The sequence below is a fragment of the Caulobacter endophyticus genome, assembly GCF_003116815.1.
GTDB classification, from domain to species: Bacteria; Pseudomonadota; Alphaproteobacteria; order Caulobacterales; family Caulobacteraceae; genus Caulobacter; species Caulobacter endophyticus.
This window is the reverse complement of record NZ_QDKQ01000071.1, coordinates 73340-96695: the sequence shown is the minus strand read 5'-3', so window position 1 is coordinate 96695 and position 23356 is coordinate 73340. Positions and strand designations below refer to the sequence as shown.

17 protein-coding genes are annotated in these 23356 nt (G+C 69.1%); 15 read left to right on the top strand and 2 right to left on the bottom strand.

Annotated features, from left to right (window positions below):
• Nucleotide 1: 1 nt before the first annotated feature.
• The 5 genes from glgX to DDF67_RS21875 all read left to right on the top strand — a co-directional run bounded on the left by glgX (nt 2) and on the right by DDF67_RS21875 (nt 8702).
• Nucleotides 2-2104, top strand: a complete 2103-nt coding sequence (gene glgX, locus DDF67_RS21895; RefSeq protein ID WP_109454910.1) for a glycogen debranching protein GlgX — start codon at nt 2-4, stop codon at nt 2102-2104.
• The gene (treZ, locus tag DDF67_RS21890; RefSeq protein ID WP_109454909.1) at nt 2101-3834 is read left to right on the top strand and encodes a malto-oligosyltrehalose trehalohydrolase; all 1734 of its coding nucleotides are present in this window, start codon (nt 2101-2103) and stop codon (nt 3832-3834) included. The genes glgX and treZ overlap by 4 nt, the downstream gene beginning before the upstream one ends.
• A complete protein-coding gene (gene malQ / locus DDF67_RS21885; protein WP_109454908.1) occupies nt 3831-5786 on the top strand; it encodes a 4-alpha-glucanotransferase in 1956 nt (651 codons plus the stop codon). The genes treZ and malQ overlap by 4 nt, the downstream gene beginning before the upstream one ends.
• Complete coding sequence (gene treY, locus DDF67_RS21880) at nt 5783-8278, top strand: malto-oligosyltrehalose synthase (protein WP_109454907.1); 2496 nt, start codon at nt 5783-5785, stop codon at nt 8276-8278. The genes malQ and treY overlap by 4 nt, the downstream gene beginning before the upstream one ends.
• 79 nt (nt 8279-8357) lie before the next feature.
• Complete coding sequence (locus DDF67_RS21875) at nt 8358-8702, top strand: hypothetical protein (RefSeq protein WP_109454906.1); 345 nt, start codon at nt 8358-8360, stop codon at nt 8700-8702.
• A gap of 7 nt (nt 8703-8709) precedes the next feature.
• On the opposite strand, the gene DDF67_RS25650 is transcribed toward DDF67_RS21875, so the two are convergent.
• Both DDF67_RS25650 and DDF67_RS21870 read right to left on the bottom strand, forming a co-directional pair.
• The gene (locus DDF67_RS25650) at nt 8710-8868 is read right to left on the bottom strand and encodes a hypothetical protein (RefSeq protein WP_158278098.1); all 159 of its coding nucleotides are present in this window, start codon (nt 8866-8868) and stop codon (nt 8710-8712) included.
• A 79-nt stretch (nt 8869-8947) separates the two neighbouring features.
• Complete coding sequence (locus DDF67_RS21870) at nt 8948-9346, bottom strand: hypothetical protein (protein ID WP_233247734.1); 399 nt, start codon at nt 9344-9346, stop codon at nt 8948-8950.
• A 167-nt stretch (nt 9347-9513) separates the two neighbouring features.
• Here DDF67_RS21870 and DDF67_RS21865 point away from each other — a divergent pair, with 167 nt between their 5' ends.
• The 10 genes from DDF67_RS21865 (at nt 9514) to DDF67_RS21820 (ending at nt 23352) form a co-directional block, all read left to right on the top strand.
• On the top strand, nt 9514-11862 hold the full coding sequence (locus DDF67_RS21865) for a membrane-bound PQQ-dependent dehydrogenase, glucose/quinate/shikimate family (protein WP_109454904.1): 2349 nt from the start codon (nt 9514-9516) through the stop codon (nt 11860-11862).
• Nucleotides 11863-12089: 227 nt separating this feature from the next.
• The gene (locus DDF67_RS21860; protein WP_109454903.1) at nt 12090-14015 is read left to right on the top strand and encodes a methyl-accepting chemotaxis protein; all 1926 of its coding nucleotides are present in this window, start codon (nt 12090-12092) and stop codon (nt 14013-14015) included.
• 2 nt (nt 14016-14017) lie between these two features.
• Nucleotides 14018-15439, top strand: a complete 1422-nt coding sequence (locus tag DDF67_RS21855; RefSeq protein ID WP_109454902.1) for a chemotaxis protein CheW — start codon at nt 14018-14020, stop codon at nt 15437-15439.
• Complete coding sequence (gene cheB / locus DDF67_RS21850; protein WP_109454901.1) at nt 15436-16515, top strand: chemotaxis-specific protein-glutamate methyltransferase CheB; 1080 nt, start codon at nt 15436-15438, stop codon at nt 16513-16515. The genes DDF67_RS21855 and cheB overlap by 4 nt, the downstream gene beginning before the upstream one ends.
• Nucleotides 16512-17351, top strand: a complete 840-nt coding sequence (locus tag DDF67_RS21845) for a CheR family methyltransferase (RefSeq protein ID WP_109454900.1) — start codon at nt 16512-16514, stop codon at nt 17349-17351. Before cheB ends, DDF67_RS21845 begins: the two co-directional genes overlap by 4 nt.
• Entirely contained in the window at nt 17249-19216 is a 1968-nt protein-coding gene (locus DDF67_RS21840; protein WP_109454899.1) for a chemotaxis protein CheA, read from the top strand. The genes DDF67_RS21845 and DDF67_RS21840 overlap by 103 nt, the downstream gene beginning before the upstream one ends.
• The gene (locus DDF67_RS21835; protein ID WP_109454898.1) at nt 19213-19467 is read left to right on the top strand and encodes a hypothetical protein; all 255 of its coding nucleotides are present in this window, start codon (nt 19213-19215) and stop codon (nt 19465-19467) included. The genes DDF67_RS21840 and DDF67_RS21835 overlap by 4 nt, the downstream gene beginning before the upstream one ends.
• Nucleotides 19468-19512: 45 nt before the next feature.
• Nucleotides 19513-19896: a response regulator transcription factor gene (locus DDF67_RS21830; RefSeq protein WP_109454897.1), complete on the top strand. Its 384-nt coding sequence runs from the start codon at nt 19513-19515 to the stop codon at nt 19894-19896.
• On the top strand, nt 19893-20531 hold the full coding sequence (locus DDF67_RS21825; RefSeq protein WP_109454896.1) for a chemotaxis protein CheX: 639 nt from the start codon (nt 19893-19895) through the stop codon (nt 20529-20531). Before DDF67_RS21830 ends, DDF67_RS21825 begins: the two co-directional genes overlap by 4 nt.
• Nucleotides 20532-20580: 49 nt before the next feature.
• Nucleotides 20581-23352, top strand: a complete 2772-nt coding sequence (locus DDF67_RS21820) for a PAS domain S-box protein (RefSeq protein WP_109454895.1) — start codon at nt 20581-20583, stop codon at nt 23350-23352.
• The last annotated feature ends 4 nt before the right edge of the window (nt 23353-23356 follow it).

The window sequence follows — 23356 nt, the reverse complement described above, 5'->3', positions numbered from 1 at the left end:
CTTGACCCCACTGCCTGAACGCCTCGAAGCCGGTGCTCCCTACCCCCTGGGCGCGACCTTCGATGGGCTCGGCGTCAATTTCGCCGTGTTCTCCGCCAACGCCGAGCGGATCGACCTGTGCCTGTTCGACCCGTCCGGCCGCAAGGAGATAGCGCGCTTTCCCCTGCCCGAGTGCACAGACGAGGTCTGGCACGGCTATCTTCCCGACGCTCGCCCCGGCCAGCTCTACGGCTTCCGCGCCTATGGACCCTACGCGCCCGAACAGGGCCACCGGTTCAATCCCAACAAGCTGCTGCTCGACCCCTATGCCCGCAGGCTGGCCGGCCAGCTGCGCTGGACCGACGCCCTGCACGGCTATCACGTCGGCTCACCGCGGAGCGACCTCAGCTTCGACCGCCGCGACAGCGCTCCGGCCATGCCAAAGGCGGTCGTCTCGGCCGACGCCTTCGACTGGGACGGCGACCGGCGGCCAAACACGCCGTGGTCAGAGACGGTGATCTACGAGGCCCACGTCAAGGGCCTGACAGCCCTGCTCGAAGAGGTCACGCCGTCGGAGCGCGGCACGTTCGCGGCGCTCGCCCATCCCAAGGTGATCGCCCACCTGCAGCGCCTGGGCGTTACGGCGCTGGAGTTGATGCCGGTACACGCCTTTACCCAGGACCGTTTCCTGCAGGAGCGCGGCCTGTCGAACTACTGGGGCTACAACACCCTGGCCTTCTTCGCGCCGGAGGCCCGCTACCTGGCGACCGGCAGCCACGACGAGTTCCGCCTGGCCGTGCGCCGCCTGCACGCCAGCGGCATCGAGGTCATCCTCGACGTGGTCTACAACCACACCGCCGAGGGTAGCGAACTGGGGCCGACCCTGTCCTTGCGGGGCCTGGACAACGCCACCTATTACCGGCTGCTGGCCGACAACCCGCGCCACTGCATCAACGACACCGGCACTGGCAACAGCCTCAACATGGCATCGGCCAGGGTGGTGCAGATGGTCGCCGACTCCCTGCGCTACTGGGCCCAGTCGTTCCGGATCGACGGCTTCCGCTTCGACCTCGGCGTCACCCTGGGTCGCGAGGGCGACGCCGGCTTCTCGCCGGGCGCGGCCTTCTTCGACGTTCTGCGGCAAGATCCTGTGCTGGGCCGCCTTAAGCTGATCTCCGAGCCCTGGGACATCGGTCCTGGCGGCTACCAGTTGGGCCAGCACCCGCCCAGCTTCGCCGAGTGGAACGACAAGTTCCGCGACACCACGCGCCGCTTCTGGAAGGGCGACGCCGACCAGCGTCCCGACCTCGCCGCCCGCCTGTCGGGGTCGGGCGACCTCTTCGACCGCCGCGCCCGCCGTCCCTGGGCCAGCGTCAACATGCTGACCGCCCACGACGGCATGACGCTGAACGACGTGGTCAGCTACGATGGCCGCCACAACGAGGCCAATGGCGAAAACGGCCAGGACGGCCACAGCGAGAACTACTCCCGCAACTGGGGCGCCGAAGGCCCCACCGACGACCTGGCCATCCAGGACCACCGCGATCGGGTGCGGCGCTCGATGCTGACGACGCTGATGGCATCGCTGGGCACGCCCATGCTGCTGGGCGGCGACGAGTTCGGCCGCACCCAGAACGGCAACAACAACGCCTATTGCCAGGATAACGAGATCAGCTGGTTCGACTGGAGCCTGGCCGCCAGCGACCCGGGCCAGGCGCTGATCGACTTCACCGCCCGGCTGATCGCCCTGCGCAAGGCCCACCCCCTGTTGCGCGCCGGCGCCTTCCTGTACGGCCAGGACGAGATCGCGCCCGGCGTCCTCGACATCGAATGGTTCGACGAACGCGGCCAGCGGCTGTCGGAGGACGACTGGCGTAATCCCGAGGGTCGCGCCCTGCTGATGCGCCGCGCCCGCCGCCTGCCCGACGGGCCGCTAGAGCTGATCGCCCTGGCCATGAACGGCGCGGCCGAGTCCTTGACCTTCGTGCTTCCGACCGAAGGCCTGACCTTCGAGCGGCTGATCGACAGCGCCGAACCCGATGCCGAGCCCGGCCCGGTCGACGACAAACTCGAACTGCCGGGCGGCGCGGCCGTCATCCTGCGCGGGGTCGGAGCGCCTGAATGACCCAAGGTCATGGACCATATTGGCTGAACGACGCGCAGGTGCGCTTTCGGCTCTGGGCGCCGGGCCGAAAGCGAGTAGCCGTCGAGCTCGATGGAACCGGCGCGTTCGCCATGACCCCGGCTGGCGAGGGCTGGTTCGAGCACGATGCGGACGCCGCGCCGGGCGTGAAATACCGCTTCCGCATTGACGATGATCTCGTCGTGCCCGACCCCGCAGCCCGGGCCCAGGCCGAAGACGTGCACGGCTGGAGCCTCCTGGTCGGACCTGACGCCTACGCCTGGCGAAACCCCGGCTGGTTCGGGCGAGCCTGGTCGGACGCCGTGATCTGCGAAGTCCACGCCGGCGCGCTTGGCGGTTTCGTGGGCGTAAGCGAACGGCTGCAGGATCTGTCGGCGCTGGGCGTCACCGTCGTGCAGCTGATGCCGATCAACGCCTTCTCCGGCTCACGCAACTGGGGCTACGACGGCGTGCTGCCCTATGCGCCCGCCGGCGCCTATGGATCGCCGGACGATCTCAAGGCCCTGGTAGACACCGCCCACGGCCTGGGCATGATGGTGCTGCTGGACGTCGTCTACAACCACTTCGGCCCGGACGGTAACTACCTGCCAGCCTACGCCAAGGACTTCTTCGACGAGGCGCGCCAAACGCCATGGGGGCCGGCGATCGCCTTCGGGCGCGAGCCGGTGGCGCGGTTCTTCATCGACAACGCCATCCATTGGCTGGAGACCTTTCGCTTCGACGGCCTGCGCTTCGACGCCGTGCATGCGATCGGCGACAACGATTTCCTGGACCGACTGGCCGCCGAGGTTCGAGCCCGCTTCCCGGATCGCCACATCCACTTGGTGCTGGAGAACGAGGCCAACGACGCCGAGCGCCTGACGCGCGGCTTCGACGCTCAGTGGAACGACGACTTCCACAACGTGCTGCACGTGCTGCTGACCGACGAAACAAGCAGCTACTACCAGGACTTCGCCGACCGGCCGGCCGAGCGCCTGGCGCGATGCCTCGCCGAGGGCTTCATTTACCAGGGAGAAGGCTCGCCCAACCACGACGGCAAGCCCCGCGGCGGGGCGAGCGCGCATCTGCCGCCGACCGCCTTCGTCAACTTCCTGCAGAACCACGACCAGATCGGCAACCGGGCGCTGGGAGAGCGTCTGACGACGCTGGTCTCGCAGGATCGCCTGCGGGCGGCCATGGGTCTGCTGCTGATGTCGCCGCAGATTCCGATGCTGTTCATGGGCGAGGACAGCGGATCGGAAACGCCTTTCCTGTTCTTCACCGACTTCCACGACGACCTCGCCGACGCCGTGCGCGAGGGCCGGCGGCGGGAGTTCGCCAAGTTCCCGGCCTTCGCCGACCCGCAATCGCGCGAGGCCATTCCCGACCCCAACGCGCCGTCCACCTTCGAGGCGTCGCGTCCGCTCGCCGGTCCTGACGCCGAGCGCTGGCGCGAGCTGATCAGCCATCTGCTGCGCCTGCGCCGCGACAACCTCGCGCCGCATCTCGACAGCGCGATCAGCCTGGGGGCCAGCGCCATCGGCCCCAAGGCTGTGCAGGCGGCCTGGCGGCTGGGGGACAAGACCTACATCCTGGCCGTCAATCTCGGCGACGCAGCCGCGCCCCTGTCGCCGGCGCCCCCGGGACCTCCGCTGGTGGTCGTGGGCGATGCTCCGAGCGATGGCCAGCTGCCGCCCGCCGCCTTCGCCGCCTGGTTGGCGCAAGAACCATGAGCGATAGTGAACTTCTGGCGCTGGCCGACGCGGTCGGCGTCCTGGTCGACTGGACCGACTTCGACGGTCGCGAACGCCGGGTAGAGCTGGATACTGTCCGCGCGGTGCTGTCCGCCCTCGGCCACGATGTCGCCGCGCCCGGCGAGGCTCTGGCGGCCCTGCGAAACCGCCCCTCCCCCGACATGCTGATCGTAGGCGTCGATGCGCCGATCACGTTCACTGGGGCCGCTCGCGCCCATGTGACGCTGGAAGACGGACGCCGGCTCGACGCCATGCGCGACGGCGACGAACTGACGCTGAACATCTCCCAGCCGGGCTACCACACACTGGAACTGGACGACCGCCTGATGACGCTGGCGGTCTGTCCCCCGCGCTGCGTCACGCCGCGCGACCTGCTCGGCCGCGACGCCTGGGGCCTGACCGCCCAAATCTATGGATTACGCGACCATGGCGCATTCGGCGACTTCGCGTCCCTGGCCGTCTTCGCCCGCGCTGCAGGCCAGGCCGGCGCCGACGCCCTGGCGATCAGCCCGACGAACGCGCTGTTTCCTGCCGCGCCAGAACGATGCAGCCCCTATTCGCCATCGAGCCGCGACCACCTGAACATCCTCTATGGTGATCCGGCCGCACTCGGCGTCGCGCCCCTGCCGCCGGGCGGACCCGAGCTGATCGCCTGGTCTGATGCGGCGCGGGCCAAGGCGGCGCGACTGAACGCGGCCTATCACGCCTTCGCCGGTGATCGGCGCTTCGAAGACTTCATCGCCGCCGGCGGCGCCGAGCTTCGCCGCCACGCCATCTTCGAAGCGCTCGACGAACGCCTCGGCCACATCTTCGGCGCGGGAGGGTGGCGTCGCTGGCCCACGGAGTATCGGGACGTCGCCCTTGCGGAGACCGCCGTCGGCCGGTTGGGACTGGGCGATCGGGTCGGCTTCTTCCTTTTCGCGCAGTGGCTGGCGGACCTGGGTCTGGAGCAGGCGCAGGCTGAGGCGAAGAGCGCGGGCATGGGCATCGGCCTCATTGCCGACCTGGCGGTCGGTCTTGATCCCGGCGGTTCGCATGCCTGGCGACGACCCAATGAACTGATGCTCGGCCTGACGCTGGGCGCGCCGCCCGACGCCTTCCAGGCCGCGGGACAGGGTTGGGGCCTGACCAGCTTCGCCCCCGACGCCCTCCTCTCCGCCAACTATCGGCCCTTCCTCGAAACGCTTCGCGCGGCCTTGCGCCATGCCGGCGGCGTCCGCATCGATCATGCTCTGGGGCTGGGCCGCCTGTGGGTGATCCCGGACGGCGCCTCGGCCGACCAGGGCGCCTATCTGCGCTATCCCATCGAAGACCTGCTGCCGCTGATCGCGCTCGAGTCGCATCGCGCCGGCGCGGTGGTCATTGGCGAGGATTTGGGCGTGGTGCCGCCCGGGCTTAGGGCCGACCTCGACGAGCATGGCCTGCTGGGCATGCGCGTGCTGCCCTTCGAGCGCGACGAGGCCGGCGCCTTCACCCCGCCCCAGGGTTGGGACCGCCGCGCCGTGGCCATGACCAGCACCCACGACTTGCCGCCGACAGCCGGCTGGTGGCGCGGGCGCGACATCGACTGGCGCGCGCATCTGGGCGCGCCCGGCGATCGCGACGACGAACGCGAACAGCGTAGCGAAGACCGCGCCGCTTTCTGGAAGATGGCGTCCCAGGCCGGGCTCGCCGACGGCGTGACGCCGGCGCCGGAAGCGCCCGATCCAGTCGTCGACGCCGCGCTCGCCGTGGTCGGCCAGACCCCGTGCGAGCTCGCCCTCATCCCCATCGAAGACCTGCTCGGCTTGGAGGAGCAACCCAACCTCCCCGGCGTGGTCGACGTCCACCCCAACTGGCGGCGGCGGCTGCCGACGACGAGCCAGGCGCTGCTGAGCGCGCCCGACGTCGGCCGCCGCCTGGCTCGCCTGAACGCCCAGAGACCCCGATGAAACCGTCCGCCACCTATCGCGTGCAGTTCCACGCCGGCTTCACCTTCGCAGACGCCTCCGGCCTGGCGCCTTTCTGGGCCAAGCTCGGCGTGAGCCATGTCTACGCCTCGCCGATCGCCACGGCGCGGGCCGGTTCGATGCACGGCTACGACGTCGTGGACCCCTCCACGATCAATCCGGCGCTGGGCGGGGAGGACGGCTTTCGCGCCATGGTCGCTGCGCTACGGGCCGAATGCCTGGGCGTCGTCCTCGACATCGTGCCCAACCACCTGGCGGTCGGCGGCGGCGACAACGCCTGGTGGCTGGACGTCCTGGAAAACGGCCGCGCCAGCCCCTTTGCCCGCATGTTCGACATCGATTGGGCACCGGCCGATCCCGAGCTGACCGGCAAGCTGCTGGCGCCGTTCCTGGGCGCCCCCTACGCAGAGGCTCTGTCGTGCGGCGCGATCCGGCTGGGCGTCGAACCAGGCCGTATTTCGGTCCTGGCCCACGACACCCACCGGTTTCCGCTACGCCGCTGCGACTATGCCGAGGTTCTCTCAACCGCCGGCGTGTCGCGGATCGAGGACCTGGTTCCCACCCGCCTCGCCGCCTACGACCCGCAGACCACCGAAGGCCGCGCGCGGTTGCACGACCTTCTCGAGCGCCAGCACTATCGCCTGGCCTGGTGGCGGACGGCCGGCGACGCGATCAACTGGCGGCGTTTTTTCGACATCACCGAACTGGCCGGCCTGCGCATCGAGGATCCCGCCGTCTTCGAGGCAGTGCACGCCCTTCCCTTTCGCCTCTATCGCGAGGGCCTGATCGATGGCCTGCGGGTGGACCATGTCGATGGCCTCGCCGATCCGCCGGCCTATTGCCGACGGCTGCGGGAGGCGTTGCGTTCGGCCGATCCGGGGCGCACGCCGTGGCTGGTGGTCGAGAAGATCCTCGGCGCTGACGAGGCCCTGGCCTCGAATTGGGGCGTGGACGGGACCACCGGCTACGAGGTCATGAACGAGATCTCGGCCCTGCAGCACGATCCGAAGGGGGCAGCCCCTTTGGCCGCGCTCTGGCAGGAGATCAGCGGACGTTCAGCCGATTTCGAGGCCGAGGAACATATGGCCCGGCGCGAGATCCTGGCTGGCGGCTTCGCCGGCCAACTGGACGCCGCAGCGATCGCCTTCCACCGGCTGGCGCGCTCTGACATCGCCACGCGCGACCTGCCCCTCCCCGCTCTGCGACGCGCCCTGGCTGCGCTGGTCGAAGCCTTCAGGACCTATCGAACCTACGCCGCCGACACCCAGCTGGCGCCCGCCGAGGCCCTCGCGCGCGCCAAGGCGTCGCAACCAGCCTCCGCCCCCGCGCTGGATCAAATCGCCGCCTGGCTATCCGGACAGGGCGAGGTTCCCGCCGATCTTCGGGCCGACGCCATCCGCCGCCTGGAACAGCTGTCAGCGCCCGTGGCGGCCAAGGCCGTGGAAGACACCGCCTTCTATCGCTACGGCCGGCTGCTATCACGCAACGACGTCGGCTTCGATCCCGGGCGCTTCTCGACCTCCCCGGAGCGGTTCCTGCAACGGGCCGCCGAGCGTGGCGAAGCGTTCCCAAGCAGCCTGCTGGCGACAGCGACGCACGACCATAAGCGCGGCGAGGACGTGCGCGCGCGGCTGGCGGTGCTCAGCGAAATCCCCGACCTTTGGTCCGAACGCGCCAAGGCCTGGCTTTCGCTGGCGCCGCTGGAGGGCGTCGACCCAGGCGATGCGCACATGCTGCACCAGATGATCGTCGGGGCCTGGCCCCTGGACCTGAGGCCCGACGACGCCAAGGCGATGGCCGCTTTCGCCGACCGCCTGGCGGGCTGGCAGCGCAAGGCGCTGCGCGAGGCCAAACTGCGGACCTCGTGGACGGTGCAGGACGAGGCCTACGAAGCAGCTTGCGAGACCTATCTTCAGCGGTTGCTGACCGAAGACGAAGGTGAATTTCGGCAGAACGCCCACGCCTTCGTCGACCGCATCGCGCCCGCAGGCGTCGCCAACAGCCTCGTCCAGACCGGCCTGAAGCTGACCTTGCCCGGTGCACCGGACCTATACCAAGGAACGGAGTTCTGGGACTTCAGCCTGGTGGACCCCGACAACCGACGGCCTGTCGACTACGACCAGCGCCGGTCCGCGCTCGAACAGAACGGCGAGCAAGACTGGCGCGACGGCGCGACGAAACAGGCCCTGATCCATGACCTGCTCACCGCCAGACGCGAACACCCTGACCTCTTCACGGCATCCCTGGCGCCGCTGCAGATCGAAGGCGCACGCGCCGAAAGCGCAATCGGCTTCGAGCGTGCGGCTGGCGACCGCCGCCTTCTGGTCGTGGCGGCGATCCGCTGCGCCGAGACCTGTATCCTCGGCCGCGCGCCCAAGGCGGACGCGACTTGGTGGGCCGACGCCGCCCTTCCCGACGGAAGGTCTTTGTCACGCCTGACGGGCGGCTCGCCTTTCTGGTGGACGATCGAATGAGACCCTTGGTCGCGCCCTCTCCGCGTTGACAGGACTCGCGTTCGGCGCGTCCATGGCCTGGCTTCTGGGGAGGGGCGCCATGGCCAGTGTCGAGATCGACTACGAGGAAAAGCTCTTTCTGGCGCTCGCCGCCCTGCGCGGCGCCGGCTATGCGCCCGTTCGCCTCGTTCTGGATCGCGCCGAACGGTTGGGACCGACCAGCATCGAAAGGCCGGGAAGCGGCGCGGCCCGCGCGCTCGACATGGAGGTGGAATTCCAGCCGGACGCCAAGCCGCACATCCTAGCCTGCAAGGACGATCGTACGCTCTGCGCCCCCGTGGCGTTGCGCCAGTTGGCGCGCTGGCTCGCCGCTGATGGCGGCGAGCGCGAACCCATGGCCCTGATCCCCGCCTATAGCGTGCCACGGCTTCGGGCCGTGCGGTAAGAGCGGCCTAGTCGGCGCCGTTGCCGGGGTCTCCGGCCGTCGGGTCATGGGTGGCGTCGGTCTTCTGGTTCGGATCGAGCGCCGGGTGCTGCGGGGCCTCCAGGCCGCCGGGTCGCGTCGCCGGAGACTGATTTTCCTGTGGCTCGCTGGGGTCCTGATCGGTCATGTGGATTTCCTCGGATGAGAACACTTCGGCCGACTGCCGGCGCGCAGAAGCGTAGCTTGAGGCGGCTGAGCCGCGCCGCTCAGCGCTGGCGAGTGAAGAACGCGACCGTGGCGATGCCCACGGCGGCCACCAGCGCGTCCTCCACCAGACCGCTTGGCGTCTGGCCGAACTTCGACATGGCCCGTTTGCGGGCGGCCAAGGTCAGATAGGCCAACGGCACGGCCGTGGCGATCGCCACCCCGGCCCCGGCGCGTTCGCGGCCGCGCGGCGCCAGGGCCGCTCCGGCTATGCCGGCGCTGGCGACGCGGGCGAGGAGGCCCAGGAACACCGTCCGGTCGGGCGCGGATTTCATTTTGTCGCCCAGCAATTCGCCGATCCCCATGGCCAGGGCGCCGAACTTGAACAGAGGATGGTCGAGCAGCACCAGCTTGCCAGGAACGGCGCGATGGACGAGTCGCGCCGACGCGATCGTCGCCATGGGTGTCATCGATCGCGCGCTTGCGACGGCGCCGATCAGGGCGGAGGGGATGAGCGAGGTGTTGGTCATGACGGCTGAACACGCCAGGCGCCTCTAGGTTCAGAACCGCGTGGAGGAACGCCCGTCGCTCGCCGGTGTTGTCGAACCAAGCTGCGGCGGAGGGAAGCATGTCGATCGCGGTACGCCTGCTGGGCGCGCTCCTGGTTCTCATCGGCCTCGTGCTGGGTATCGGCGGCGCTTGGCTGACGGTGCTGGGAGGGTCTCCCTACTACGTCGTCGCCGGCGTCGGTCTGCTCGCCTCGGGCCTTCTGCTCGCCCGCCTCAGGTTCGCGGGCGCCGTGGCCTATCTGGCGGTCTTCGCCGTCACCCTCATCTGGGCGGTTTGGGAGGCCGGGCTCGACGGCTGGAGCCTCGTGCCGCGTCTGGTCGCGCCGCTCGTGATCCTGCTGCTGGTCATTCTGTCATTGCCGGCGCTGACCCGACATGGCGGCAAGTCGATGCTGGCGAGCCTCGCGGCTTTCGTCCTGCTGGTCGGAGCCGGCGGCGGCGTCGTCGCCATGGCCAACCGCGCCGCGCCGGCCAAGCCCCTGCCGCCCCCCATAGCCGGCCCGGGCCGGGCGATGGGCAGCGACTGGATCGCCTATGGCGGCTCGCACGACGCCCAGCGCTTCTCGGCCGCCGCCCAGATCACCCCGGCCAATGTCGGCGAGCTCGAGCGCGCCTGGACTTTTCGCACCGGCGACATTCCCGACAAATTCGGCGCCGAGACCACGCCGCTTAAGATCGGCGACAGCGTTTATCTGTGCTCGGCGATGAACAAGCTGTTCGCGCTGGACGCCCGCGACGGCAAGCAGCGCTGGACCTACGATCCGAAGGTCTCCAAGGACGCCATCCCCTACACGGCCGCTTGCCGTGGCGTGACCTACTTCGCCCAGCCTGATGCCCCGCCAGGCGCGGCCTGCGCGACGCGGATCATCGAGGGCACGCTGGACGGTCGCCTGATCGCCGTCGACGCCCGCACCGGCAAGCCCTGCCCGGGTTTCGGCCGGAACGGTCAGGTCGACATCAAGCTCGGCATGGGCCAGGTCGTGCCGGGCATGGTGTCGATCACTTCGGCTCCGACCATCGTGCGCGGGATCATCGTTACCGGCCACCAGGTGCTGGACGGCCAGAAGCGCTGGGCGCCGTCGGGCGTGATCCAGGGCTATGACGCCGTCACCGGCCAGATGCGCTTTGCCTGGGACATGATGGCGCCCGACATCTCCGCCCAGCCTCCGCCCGGCCGCACCTACACCCCGGGCACGCCCAACATGTGGACGACCGCCACGGGCGACGAGGCCCTGGGCCTGGTCTATCTGCCGATGGGCAATTCGGCCGCCGACTACTACAGCTCGCTGCGACGCCCAGCCGAAAAGGAATGGTCCTCGGCCCTGGTGGCGCTGGACGTGACGACCGGCAAACCGCGCTGGAAGTTCCAGACCGCTCACAACGACGTGTGGGACTACGACCTGGGCTCGCAAGGCACGCTGGTCGATTTTCCCACGGCCGGCGGGACCGTTCCGGCGATCATCCTGCCCAGCAAGCAGGGCGAGATCTACGTGCTAGACCGCGCCACCGGTCGGCCGCTGACAAGGGTGGAGGAACGACCTGTCCCGGGCGGCGGCGTCGAGCCGGCAGAGCGCGCCAAGACCCAGCCCTTCTCGCTCTACCACACCCTCGCCAAGGCCCCGCTGACCGAGAAGGACATGTGGGGCATGTCGCCCATCGACCAGATGATCTGCCGCATCCAGTTCAAGCGCGCAGTCTACAAGGGCCCCTACACGCCTCCCGAGGCCAAGGCCCGATGGATCCAGTATCCCGGCTACAACGGCGGCTCGGACTGGGGCGGCGTAGCGCTGGACCCGCGCCGCGGCGTGATCGTCGCCAACTACAACGACATGCCCAACTACAACCAGCTGATCCCGCGCGCCGTGGCTGACGCCAAGGGCTGGTTTCCCCGCGGCGATCCGCGCGCCAAGCCCTCCAAGCCCGGCGGCGAAGGCGCGGCCGACCCGCAGACGGGGGTTCCCTATGCCATCGCCGTCAATGCCGGCTGGCGGATGCCGGGCACCGGCATGCTGTGCAAGAAGCCTCCCTACGGCGGCATCCGGGCCATCGACCTGAAGACCGGCGCGACCCTGTGGGACCGTCCTTTCGGCACGGCGCGGCGCAATGGCCCGTTCGGGATCCCATCGATGCTTCCGATCGACATCGGCACGCCGAACAACGGCGGCTCCGTCGTCACCGCCGGCGGCCTCGTCTTCATCGCCGCGGCGACCGACAACCTGTTCCGCGCCATAGACATCGAGACCGGCAAGACCGTGTGGAGCGACGTGCTCCCGGCTGGTGGCCAGGCCAATCCGATGGTCTATGAGCAGGACGGTCGCCAGTACGTGGTGATCATGGCTGGCGGACATCATTTCATGGAGACCCCGGCGGGCGACCATGTGATCGCCTACGCCCTGCCTCGACGGTGACCCGAGGGCCGCGGATAGTTGCTTGCCCTCGTGTCGGGAACCTTTTGCGATTTCGCGAGCTAGGTTGGATCGGGTCGCGGACGGAGGGCGCGCCGCGAGAGTTTCCGGCATGACAGCAGGACAGCCAGGCACGGCCGGCTTCCCGACCCAAGCTTGACTACTCCCTCGGCGCCAAACAGACATCTGCGATATCGCGACGCGGTGGCGTCGCAGGCAGGGGTGGGCGCATGGCGTTGGTGAAGACGACGAGATTGGCCGGACGGGCCAAGGAACGCACGGCCGGCGCATCGGACGGCGCACCGACGGCTCCCGTCAAACGAACGGTCGCTCGCAAGCCCTCAAGCCGCCGCCAAACCGCATCGGAACGGATCGGGGCTGCGACCCTGGAGCTGGCTAGCGGCATAATCCAGGCCGCCAGCGCCGTGGAGGAACTGCGCAGGACTCTCGGGCAGATCTCCAGCGGCGCCGAGGAGGCGGCCGGCGCGGCTCACGAATCCCTGGCGGCGATCACCGACATGACCGTTTCCTTCGGCGTGGCGCGCGAGCGGGCCGAAACCTCGCGCCAGCGCGCCGAGGCGCTGCAGGGCCTGCTGTCGGAATCCGGCGCCGCGATCGGCGCCTCGGTGAAGGCCGTGGCGGCCAATGCCCGCCGCCAGCTGGCCAGCGTCGATACGGTCGGCGCCCTGGAGCGGCAGGTGGAGCGCATCGGCGAGATCACGGCCGGTGTCGCCGACCTGGCCGACCAGACCAATCTGTTGGCCCTGAACGCGGCGATCGAGGCCGCGCGCGCCGGAGATGAAGGACGTGGGTTCGCGGTCGTCGCCGACGAAGTACGCGCCCTGGCCGAAACCGCCGAGAAGCGTTCGCTGGACATCCGCGCCGCCGCCGGGCGTGTCACCGACAGGGTGCGGGAGATCGGCGAGCGCCTTCGCGCCGCCTCGATTTTGGCCGAGGGCGAAGCGACTGCTGGTGAGCGCATTTCGATCGTCCTGGGCGAAATTCGCGACGAGATGAGCCGCCTCAGCGAAGACGGTCAGGCCATACTGATCGCCGCCGTAGAAGCCGTCGGCGCGGCCAACGAGGCCCGGCGCGGCGCTGAGAGCGTCTCCAGCGCCGCCGAAGAGCAGGCCGCCGCCGCCGCGGAGGCTCAACGTGCCGTGCTGCAGCAGAGCCAGTCGCTGGACCAAAGCCAGGGCGCGGCCGAAACATTGTCGGAAATGGCGGAGACGCTGTCGGGTGAAGACGGCGTGGCGGAAGCCGCGCAGGAAACCGCGGCTGCGGCGGAAGAACTGTCGGCCACCATCCAGGAACTGTCCGGCGCGGCCGGGGAAATTCTGGTGGCGATCGACCAGATCAGCCGGGGCGCCCAGGTGCAGGCCGCCGCCACCCAGCAGGCCAGCGCGGCCATGTCTCAGATCGAAAAGGCCGCGCGGCTGTCCAGCACCAACGGCGAAGCCGCCGCCGGACGGGCTGCCGCCATGCAGGACAAGCTTCAGGCGAGCCGCACCGCCATCACGGGCCTCGTCTCGGGCGTCTCGCGCGCCACCGAAGAGAACCTCGCCGTTAGCGACCTTATCGAGACCCTGGAAACCGAGATCGGCGTGATCGGTAGGCTGGTCGACGGGCTTGCCCTGGTGGCCGTCCAGACGACGATGCTGGCGACCAGCGGCGCGGTCGAGGCCGCCCGCGCCGGCGACGCCGGACGCGGCTTCGCGGTGGTTTCGGGCGATATCCGCACCCTGGCCCGCGACGCTGGCGCCAACGCCGACACCGTCAAGGAGCTGATCGCCACGATCGGCGTACAGGTCGGCAAGGTGCGGCGCGAGGTCGACCAGACCCTGGCGGTGGCCGAGCTGGAGATCGACCGCAATCGGGTGATCGAAGAACGCCTGCTCGTCGTCGCAGGCGACGTAGAGGCGCTGAAGGTCGGGGCCGAGGAGATCGCCGGCGCGTCCGTCTCCATCCTCTCGGCCGCGTCCCAGGTACTGACCGGCGTGCAGCAGATCGCCGCGGCCGCCGAGCAGGCCTCGGCGGCCGCGGCCCAGGCGGCCACGGCCGCCCGCCAGCAGTCGCAGGGCGCCGAGGACCTGGCCGCCGCGATCGAGGAGGTCGCGTTGCTGGCCGGAGAACTGCAGCAGACCGCGAAGCCTTGACCATGACCGCGTCATGCCAACGGCTGACCGTTCGCGCCGGCGACGCCAGGGTCGCCATGGCCGCCGAAGGCGTGGTCGAGGTGATCCGCGGCCCTCGCATCACCCGGATGCCGCACGGCCCTCCGGGGCTGCTCGGGGTCACGCACCTGCGCGGCCGCGTACTGCCGGTGGTTTCCCTCAGCAGCCTGTTGGGCGGCGAGGTCGCGGCGGTCGATCGCGTCATCGTGCTGCGCCGGGAGCCGCCGCTGGCCCTGGCGGTCGAGGGGATCGAGGCGGTGAAGACCGTGGACGGCGCGGGCGCGCCCGAGGACGGCCGCCTGCTGCTGGACGACGCGGACGGCGCGCGCTGGTTCGACCTGGGCGCGGCCCTGGACGCGCGCTTCGCGACCTTCAGATCGGCTGCCCGGTCCGAAAGCGCAGAGCGGACCGATTCGTCCAAGGTCGGGTCCCTTGTTCACGAGTACGCCTATCTGCGCTTCAACCTGGCGGGGCAGCCCTATGCGCTGCCGATCGAGTCGGTGCTGGACGTGAGCGCTGTCCCCGCCGAAGTATCGAGCCTGCCCAGGACCGACGAACTGCTGCTGGGCGTGTCGGAACGGCGTGGAACCGTACTGCCGATCGTGTCTCTGCGCGGGCTCCTGGGCTTGCCCCGGCGCGTCGAGCAGAACAAGGACCGGCTGGTCGTAACCCGGGTCGGCGGTCACGAACTGGGTCTGGTCGTCGACGAGGTCAGCGCGATCCTGCGCGCGCCCGAGGATAGGTTGGGGCCAGCGTCCAGCCTTTTCAATCGCGGGCAAGGCGAGGCTCGGATCGACTCCGTCCTGCGCCTGGCCGACGGAAAGGGCCTGGTCTCGGTGCTCGCGCCGGAGAAGCTGCTGGCCGATGACCGCGTCGCACGCCTGCTGGGCTCGGCCGCAGGTTCCAAGGAGATTAAGATGGCCACCCCCGTCGGCGACGCGCGGCGCGAGCGCTTCGTGGTGCTGCGCCTGGGCGAGGAACGCTATGGCCTGCCGATCGCGGCGGTGGACGAAGTGGTGCGGCTGCCAGAGACACTGAGCCGCCTGCCCCGAGCGCCAACCTATGTGCGCGGCGTGATGAACCTGCGCGGCAAGGTCGTTCCGGTGATCGACCAGCGTCTGCGGTTCTCGGTGACCAGCCCCTCAACGGGAGCGGGCCGGGTCGTGGTGGTTACGATCGGCGCCCTGCAGGCCGGCTTCGCGGTCGACGGCGTGGACAGCATATTGGAAGTCGATACGGCTGACCTCCTGCCGGCTCCCGACCTGACCGACGAGGGCGGCCGGGTCTTCGACCAGGCCGTCGAGCGCGACGGCGAGGTGGTGCTGCTGATCGATCCCAAGGCCCTGCTGGACCGCGCAGAGGCCGACCTGCTGAGCGACCTGACGGCGAAGTCGATCGCTTCGTGACCCGGATCCTCGTCGTCGATGATTCCGCCCTGGTCCGCCGGGTCCTCGGAGAAATACTCCGCGAAGGCGACTTCGAGGTCGAGTTCGCGCGTGACGGCGTGGAGGCGATGGAACGGCTGCACGCCTTCAAGCCGGACGTGGTGACCCTCGACGTCGAGATGCCCGGGATGGACGGACTGGAGGTGCTGGACCGGATCATGGTCGAGCGCCCCTGCCCTGTCGTCATGGTCTCGTCCCTGACGAGCGAGGGCGCGGAGACCACGCTTACGGCCCTCGAGCTCGGGGCCGTCGACTTCGTGCCCAAGCCCGGCGGCGTGCTGTCGCTGTCCGCGGACGAACTGGCCCCGAGACTGATCGACACGGTCGCCTTGGCCGCCAAGGCTCGCGTGCGAAGCTCCCTCAGGCTGGTCGAGCGCCTGCGCGCACGTCGAACGACGGGCGCGGCGGGCGCGAGGAAGCGCACGTCGGTGACGCGATCGACATCCTCGGCCTCGGGCGCCCCGTCCGGCCTGGTGGTGATCGGGACCTCGACCGGCGGCCCCGCCGCCCTCGACGTGGTTCTGTCCGATCTGCCCGAGACCTTCCCGTGGCCGGTTCTGGTGGCCCAGCACATGCCGGCCAGCTTCACCGGCTCTCTGGCCGCGCGTCTGGACGGCCTCTGCGCCTTGTCGGTGGTCGAGGTCACGGCGCCGACCCTGATCGAGACAGGCGTGGTGTACGTGGCGCGGGGCGACGCCGACATGATCGTCAGCCGCCGTTCCGAAGGCTTGGTGGTGTTGCCCGCGCCTTCCAGCGCCAAGCACCGGTGGCACCCGAGCGTCGATCGGCTGATGGTCAGCGCGATGGACCACCTGGCGGCCGACCGGCTGGCCGGCGTGCTGATGACCGGCATGGGCAACGACGGCGCCGGCGCCATGGCGGCCCTGCGCGCCGCCGGCGGACGCACGATCGCGGAGTCGGAAGCCTCCGCCGTCGTCTGGGGCATGCCAGGCGAACTGGTTAGGGCCGACGGCGCGGACTTCGTCGAGGACCTGGACGACATCGCCGGCCGTCTCATCCAGATGCTGATGCGATGAGCTCGCCTCCCCTCGCCCCCGAAGACCTGCAGCGGCTGAGCGACTTCCTCTATCGCCAGACCGGAATGCTGTTCGGCGAATCCAAGCGCTACTACATCGAAAGACGCGTCGCCGATCGCATGGCCGCCACCGGCTGCGCGAGCTTCGGCGCCTATTTCGGCGTGCTGCGCGCCGAACCAGCCGAGCGCGAGGCGTTGATCAATGCGTTCACCGTGAACGAGACCTACTTCTATCGCGAAGAGCACCAGCTGGCCTGCCTGAGCCGCGACCTGCTGCCCGACTTGGCCGGCAAGCGGCGGCCCGGCGACAAGATCAGAATCTGGTCGGCCCCTTGCTCGACCGGCGAGGAAGCCTATTCCATCGCCATCTGGCTGCTCGAGAACTGGCGCATGGTCGACGCCTACAACGTTGAGATCGTCGGCTCGGACATCGACACCCGAGCGTTGGAAGCCGCGCACGCCGGCGCCTATGCCGAGCGCTCCCTCGCCCGCCTGCCGCAAGCGCTTCGGCAGGCCTATTTCGAGCCCGCCAAGCGCCATCGCTGGCAGATCATCGACGATTTGCGGGAGTCGGTGACCTTCACTCCGGCCAACCTGATCGACGGACCGTCCCTGGCGGCGCAAGGCCAGTTCGATGTCATCTTCTGCCGCAACGTGCTGATCTATTTCGACGACGCCTCGCGGCTGGCCGCGGCCAGGAACCTCTACGACCGGCTCACGCCCGGCGGCTATCTATGCCTTGGCCACACGGAGTCCATGAACCGCATCAGCGACCGGTTCGTCGCGCGCCGGTTCGACGACGCCGTAGTCTATCAGCGGCCGGAGCGACCGGCTTGAACGACGATCTTCTGCCGCATTTCCTGATCGAGGGTCGGGATCTGACCGAACAGGCGGCGCACGACCTGCAGATGCTCGCGCGCGGCCCCGACAAGATCGCGCTCGATAGCTGTTTTCGGGCGATCCATACGCTGAAGGGATCGGCCGCCCTCTTCGACCTGCCGCCGATGGTTCGCCTGCTGCATGCGGCGGAAGACCTGCTGGGCGCCATGCGAAGCGGCGCGACGGCCGATCCGGCGGCCTTGCCCGCGCTAATCGAGGTGGTGGATCAGACCGACCGCTGGCTGGACGAATTGGCCGCATCCGCGGTCCTGAAGACCGGCGCCGAACAGGTCGAGAAACGCCTCGCCGCGCTCATGGGCCGCGCCCCGCCGCCGGAGGCCAGCGACACCGATCCCGTCACGACCAGACTTGGCGGCGTCGCGATCCGATACACGCCCCGCGCCGATTGCTATTTCGCCGGGGACGATCCTCTCGCGATCATCCGAGCCGTACCGGGGCTCGTCGATCTGCGGATCGCTCCACGCGAGCCATTCGGCGATCTGGCCCGGTATGATCCCTTCACCTGCAACCTTGTCATGGAGGCCGTTTCGACGGCCGAGCGCGGAGCGGTCGAGGCCGCCCTGCGCCTGGTGGCCGATCAGGTCGTGCTGTCGGAGCTCGCCCAGACGGCCAGTGTCGAAACCGTGGAAGCCGAGGTCCGCACCCTGCGGGTCGCGGCCGAACGGGTCGATCACCTGTCGGATCTCACCGACGAACTCGTGATCGCCAAGGGCGGGCTGGCGCTGCTGGCCGCGCAAGCCGAACGCCTCGCCGAAGGCCACGTCCTGGCCCAGGCGCTGCGGGCGCAGCAGGCCAGGCTCGACCGCCTTGTCGGCGAACTGCACGGAACGGTCGGCCGGATCCGGCAGGCGCCCCTCGCCCCGCTGTTCAACCGTTTCCCGCGCCTTGTACGCGAAGTCGCGCGGTCACTGGGAAAGACCGTGAGCTTCGAGGTCGAGGGCGGCGAGACCGAGGTCGACAAGGCCGTGGTCGACGGACTGTACGAGCCTCTCCTGCACGTGCTGCGTAACGCGCTGGACCATGGGATAGAGACCCCCGCGATGCGGGAGGCGTCGGGAAAGAGCGCCGCCAGCGCGCTGCGCCTTTCCGCCCGATCAGCCGGCGACCGGGTCGTGATCGAGGTGATCGACGACGGCGCGGGCATGGATCCGCGACGAATCCAGGACATGGCGCTCGCCAGGGGCCTGATCGACGAGAGCCAGGCCGCAGCGCTGGACGACCGCGCCGCCCTGGAGTTGATCTTCCTTCCCGGCTTTTCTACCGCCGCGACGGCCAGTGATCTGTCGGGTCGCGGCGTGGGCATGGACGCCGTCCGCTCGGCCGTCGCGCGCCTGGGCGGGCGGGTCGAGATCGCCAGCCAGGTCGGGAAAGGCTCGACCATCCGCTTAGTCCTGCCGATCAGCATGGCGCTGACCAAGATCATGGTCGTGACCTGTAGCGGCGAGCGGTTCGGCCTGGCGATCGAGGGCGTAGCCGAGACGGCCCGCGTCGCGATCGGCCAGTTGACGCCCGTGCGCGACACCGAAGCCTTCGTCCTGCGCGATCAGGTCGTACCCCTGGTCCACCTGGCCGACCTCGTAGGCGCCTCCAGGCCTACGCGGCCGGAGGTGCTGAGGGTCGTCGTCGCCAAGGTCGGCGACGAATCCGTCGGGATCGTCGTCGACGCCGTCGTCGATCGCCTGGACGCCACTATCCGGCCGATGAGCGGCCTGCTGGTCAACGCGCCGGGCGTCAACGGCTCGACCCTGCTGGCGGACGGGACGGTGCTGATGGTGCTTGATCTTCAGGAGTTGGTCGGATGAGCCTGCGGCTGGACGGCGACGTCATTCGCTTCGAAGGACAGTGTCGGGTAGAAGACACAGAGACTCTGGTGGCTTTGCTACACAAGGCGCCGGAGGCGAAGCTCGACCTCGCCGCCTGCCAAGGCATGCATGCCGCAGTCGTCCAGGCCATGCTCGCCTTCGGCCGTCCGGTGGTCGCGTGGCCGACGGAGGGCTTCTTGAAAGACCATCTGGCGCCGGCGCTCGCCGGGCTCCGCCCGACCAAGTTATAGTCGTAACGCCGATTGCCCCGGAAGGCCGGCGAACTGGAGAGTATCATGGGGACGACGGTTCTGATCGTCGACGACAGCAAGCTGGCCCGCATCGTCGTGGGCAAGGCCATCGCGGCGCTGCAGCCCGACTGGAATAGGCTTGAAGCAAGCGGCGCCGACGAGGCCCTGGCGCTTCTGGACTGCCAGGCGATCGACGTCGTGGTGCTGGATTTCAACATGCCCGGCCGCGACGGCCTGGAACTGGCCGAGGAACTGCGCGGGCGCTTCCCCAACATGCCGATCGCCATCGCCACCGCCAACGTGCAGGACGAAATCATCGCCCGGGCGCGCGAGGCCGGCGCGACCTTCATTCCCAAGCCGGTCACCGAAGACGGCATGCGCGGCTTCATCTCCGGCGCCGCCCTGCGTCTGCGATCGGCGGCGCAATGAGCGCCCACACGATCTTCCTGGAAGAACTGGAACGCGACGCCCTGACCGAACTGGTCAACATCGGCGTCAGCCGCGCGGCGAGCAGTCTGCGCAAGATGGTCGGTGAGCAGGTGCTGCTGTCGGTGCCGGCCGTCGAGGTCATGACTCGTGAAGGCGCGGCCGTGCTGATCCGCGAGCGCGAGAGCGGCGAACTGGTCGCCGTCCGTCAGGATTTCCAGGGCGTCTTCTCGGGCCGCGCGCTGCTGATCTTCCCCGAGACCAACAGCATGGCCCTTGTGCACGCGGTGACCGGCGGCGCGCTTTCCGTCGACGAGGCCGCCGAGATGGAGAACGAGGCGCTGGCCGAGACCGGCAACGTCGTTCTCAACAGCTGCCTGGCCACAATGGCCAACATGCTGCAGCAGCCGCTGACCATGTCGCTGCCGGAAGTGCTGCGCGGCGACGGCGCCTCGCTGTTCACGCTGTCGGACGAGAACGCCGATGGCGGCGTGGTGCTTTTCCTCTACATCAACTTCGCGATCAATGACCGCGACATCCGCGGCTACATCGCGATGCTGATGGACCTGCCTTCGCTGCAGGCCCTGAAGACTCTCATCAACGACTTCATCGAGCGGGTGGCGGGCGACGTCGGCTGATGCCCTCACTGTCTGAACCTATTGTCCAGCTTGGCGTTGTGGTGAGGTCATGACCGATCTAGCCGGACCAGCGACCCGCCATCGTGAAGGGGGCGCCAGCGCGGACCTCGACGCCCTGCGCGCCCTGGCCGGCCCGATGCTCGACGCCTTGGCGGGCGCGGGCGTCGCCCTGACCGTGACCGATCCCCGCCAGCCGGACGATCCCATCGTCTTCGTCAACGGGGCGTTCGAAGTGCTGACGGGATACGAGGCCCGCGAGGCGGTGGGGCGCAACTGCCGTTTCCTGCAGACGACCCAGACCGACGCGGCTACCCTGGCCAAGCTGACCGCAGACCTGGTGTCCAGCGGAGCGGCCTCGGCGGATCTTCTCAACCAACGCCGCGACGGCGCCTTGTTCTGGAACCGGATCAGCATCACCACCCTGCGCGACGCCAGCGGCTCGCCCGCGTTTCGGCTGGCCACCCAGGTCGACGTTAGCGTGGAATACCAGGACGCGGCCGTCGGCGACCAGTTGGGCGTCAATCAGCGCCGTCTGATCGAAGCCAAGGAGCGGCTTCGCCTGGCCCAGCGCGTGGCCGGCGCGGCCGGAGCCTGGGAGTGGGACATTCCTTCGGGCCGGCTGATCGCCGACGCCCGGTTCGCCGACCTCTACCGGCTGGATCCCGTGGAAGCCGCGGAAGGCCTGCCTACCTCGGCCTTCTTCGAGGGCGTGCATCCGTCCGACCGGATGCGTTTGAAGATCGCCATCGCCGGCGCGCTGAACGGCGCAGAGGTGTTCTCACGGGAGTATCGCCTGATCTCCGGCGGCGAGCTGCGCTGGGTTTCCGCCCGAGGCCGGACCTATCTCGACGACGCCGAAGCCCCTGCCCGCTTCACCGGCGTTCTGGTCGACATCACCGAGCAGAAGAAGGTCGAGGAGCGGCTGCGCATCGCCCAAACGGCCGGCGGCGTCGGCTCTTTCGAATATCTCAGCGGCTTCGGCACGGCCGAGGTTTCGGAAGCTTTCTGCCGACTTCTGGGCCTCCAGCCGGCCAGCAGCCTGCCGGTCCGCACCATCAACTCCGTCGTCCACCCCGACGATCCGCCTCTGATCGCCGGGCGCGACGGCCATCACGAGGTCGGCCCCGCCTTCCAGGAATTCAGAATCCGCCGAGCCGACACTGGCGAGGAGCGCTGGCTGGCCGCGCGCGGAGAATACCAGCCCGCGGCGGCCGGCGGCCTCAGCTTCATCGGCGTGGTCTACGACGTCACCGCAACCAAGGAGACGGAAGCCCGCCTGCGGGCGCTGACGCAGGCGCTTGAGGTTCGCGTCGAAACCAGCACCCAGGAACTCGATCGCGTCTGGAAACTGTCGCGCGACCTCCTGAGCATCACGGACACCAACTGCGTCTACCGCGCCGTCAACCCGGCATGGGAAAAGCTGCTCGGCTACTCAGCGGTTGACCTCGTCGGCACGGCCATGGGCCAGCTCGTTCACCCGGACGACCTCGCCCAGGCCCTGGAGAAGGCCGCCGGCCTGCGTCATGGCGAGCCGCTCGCCGATTTCGACTGCCGGGTCCGCACGCGGGACGGCGACTATCGTTGGATCAACTGGACCGCCTTGCCCGAGGGCGACGCCGTCTATGCCGTCGGGCGCGACATCACCCAGCGCAAGCTGCTCGAAGACCAGCTTCGCCAGAGCCAGAAGATGGAGGCCGTGGGCCAGTTGACCGGCGGACTGGCGCACGACTTCAACAACATGCTCACCGGCATCATGGGCGGCGTCGACATGGTTCGCCGGCGCATCGCGGAGGGACGTATCGCCGACATCGATCGCTTCCTGGAGGCGGCCATGCAGTCGGGGCAGCGGGCGGCGGCGCTGACCCATCGCCTGCTGGCGTTCTCCCGTCGCCAGACGCTGGACAGCCGGCCGCTCGATGTCGGCGCCCTGGCCGAGTCGATGGGCGATCTGCTGCTCCGCACGCTGGGCGAGCAGATCCAGCTTCGCATCGCCGCCGACCAGGATCTCTGGCCCGCCCTGGCCGACGACAACCAGCTGGAAAGCGCGATCCTCAACTTGGCGATCAATGCGCGCGACGCCATGCCGACCGGCGGCCGCCTGACGATCTCAAGCCACAACGTGACCCTGCCCGCCGAGGCGCTCGTCCACAGCGACCGCGCCGAGCCGGGCGACTATGTGGAGGTGAGGGTTTCCGACACCGGCTCGGGCATGCCGCCGGACGTGCTGGAAAAGGTGTTCGATCCCTTCTTCACGACCAAGCCGCTCGGCCAGGGCACGGGCCTGGGGCTGTCGATGATCTACGGGTTCGTCCAGCAGTCGCGCGGCCACGTCCGCATCGAAAGCCGGCAAGGCTTAGGCACGACAATCCATCTCTATCTGCCCCGCCACCGGGGCGAGATCGCCGACCAGGCCACGAACGACGCGATGAACGCCGGCGCGGGTTCTGGCGAAACCGTCCTGGTTATCGAGGACGATCCTTCGGTGCGCCTGCTCGTCGTCCAAGTTCTTGAGGAGTTGGGCTATCAGGCGATCGAGACCGAAAGCGGCCGCGACGCCATGCCGATCCTGCAGTCGAACCGCCATATCGACCTGCTGATCAGCGACGTCGGCCTGCCCGGCCTGAACGGCCGCCAGCTCGCCGACATCGCGCGCGAGCGACGTCCCGACCTGCCGATCCTGTTCATGACGGGCTATGCCGAACAGGCCGCTGACCAGTCGGCCTTCCTGGCCGCGCGCATGGAGATCATCGCCAAGCCGTTCGCCATCGCCGATCTCGCCCATCGGATCGGGGCGATCCTGCATAAGCGCGGCGGTTCTTGAGCAC

Bases quoted from the DNA above. Each gene is read 5' to 3' on its own strand.
- DDF67_RS21865 (WP_109454904.1), top strand. From the start codon at position 9,514: ATGTCGATCGCGGTACGCCTGCTGGGCGCGCTCCTGGTTCTCATCGGC.
- treY (WP_109454907.1), top strand. From the start codon at position 5,783: ATGAAACCGTCCGCCACCTATCGCGTGCAGTTCCACGCCGGCTTCACC.
- DDF67_RS21820 (WP_109454895.1), top strand. From the start codon at position 20,581: ATGACCGATCTAGCCGGACCAGCGACCCGCCATCGTGAAGGGGGCGCC.
- DDF67_RS21830 (WP_109454897.1), top strand. From the start codon at position 19,513: ATGGGGACGACGGTTCTGATCGTCGACGACAGCAAGCTGGCCCGCATC.
- DDF67_RS25650 (WP_158278098.1), bottom strand. From the start codon at position 8,868: ATGACCGATCAGGACCCCAGCGAGCCACAGGAAAATCAGTCTCCGGCG.
- DDF67_RS21835 (WP_109454898.1), top strand. From the start codon at position 19,213: ATGAGCCTGCGGCTGGACGGCGACGTCATTCGCTTCGAAGGACAGTGT.
- treZ (WP_109454909.1), top strand. From the start codon at position 2,101: ATGACCCAAGGTCATGGACCATATTGGCTGAACGACGCGCAGGTGCGC.
- malQ (WP_109454908.1), top strand. From the start codon at position 3,831: ATGAGCGATAGTGAACTTCTGGCGCTGGCCGACGCGGTCGGCGTCCTG.
- DDF67_RS21845 (WP_109454900.1), top strand. From the start codon at position 16,512: ATGAGCTCGCCTCCCCTCGCCCCCGAAGACCTGCAGCGGCTGAGCGAC.
- DDF67_RS21825 (WP_109454896.1), top strand. From the start codon at position 19,893: ATGAGCGCCCACACGATCTTCCTGGAAGAACTGGAACGCGACGCCCTG.
- DDF67_RS21840 (WP_109454899.1), top strand. From the start codon at position 17,249: ATGCCTTGGCCACACGGAGTCCATGAACCGCATCAGCGACCGGTTCGT.
- DDF67_RS21870 (WP_233247734.1), bottom strand. From the start codon at position 9,346: ATGGCGACGATCGCGTCGGCGCGACTCGTCCATCGCGCCGTTCCTGGC.
- DDF67_RS21860 (WP_109454903.1), top strand. From the start codon at position 12,090: ATGGCGTTGGTGAAGACGACGAGATTGGCCGGACGGGCCAAGGAACGC.
- DDF67_RS21855 (WP_109454902.1), top strand. From the start codon at position 14,018: ATGACCGCGTCATGCCAACGGCTGACCGTTCGCGCCGGCGACGCCAGG.
- DDF67_RS21875 (WP_109454906.1), top strand. From the start codon at position 8,358: ATGGCCAGTGTCGAGATCGACTACGAGGAAAAGCTCTTTCTGGCGCTC.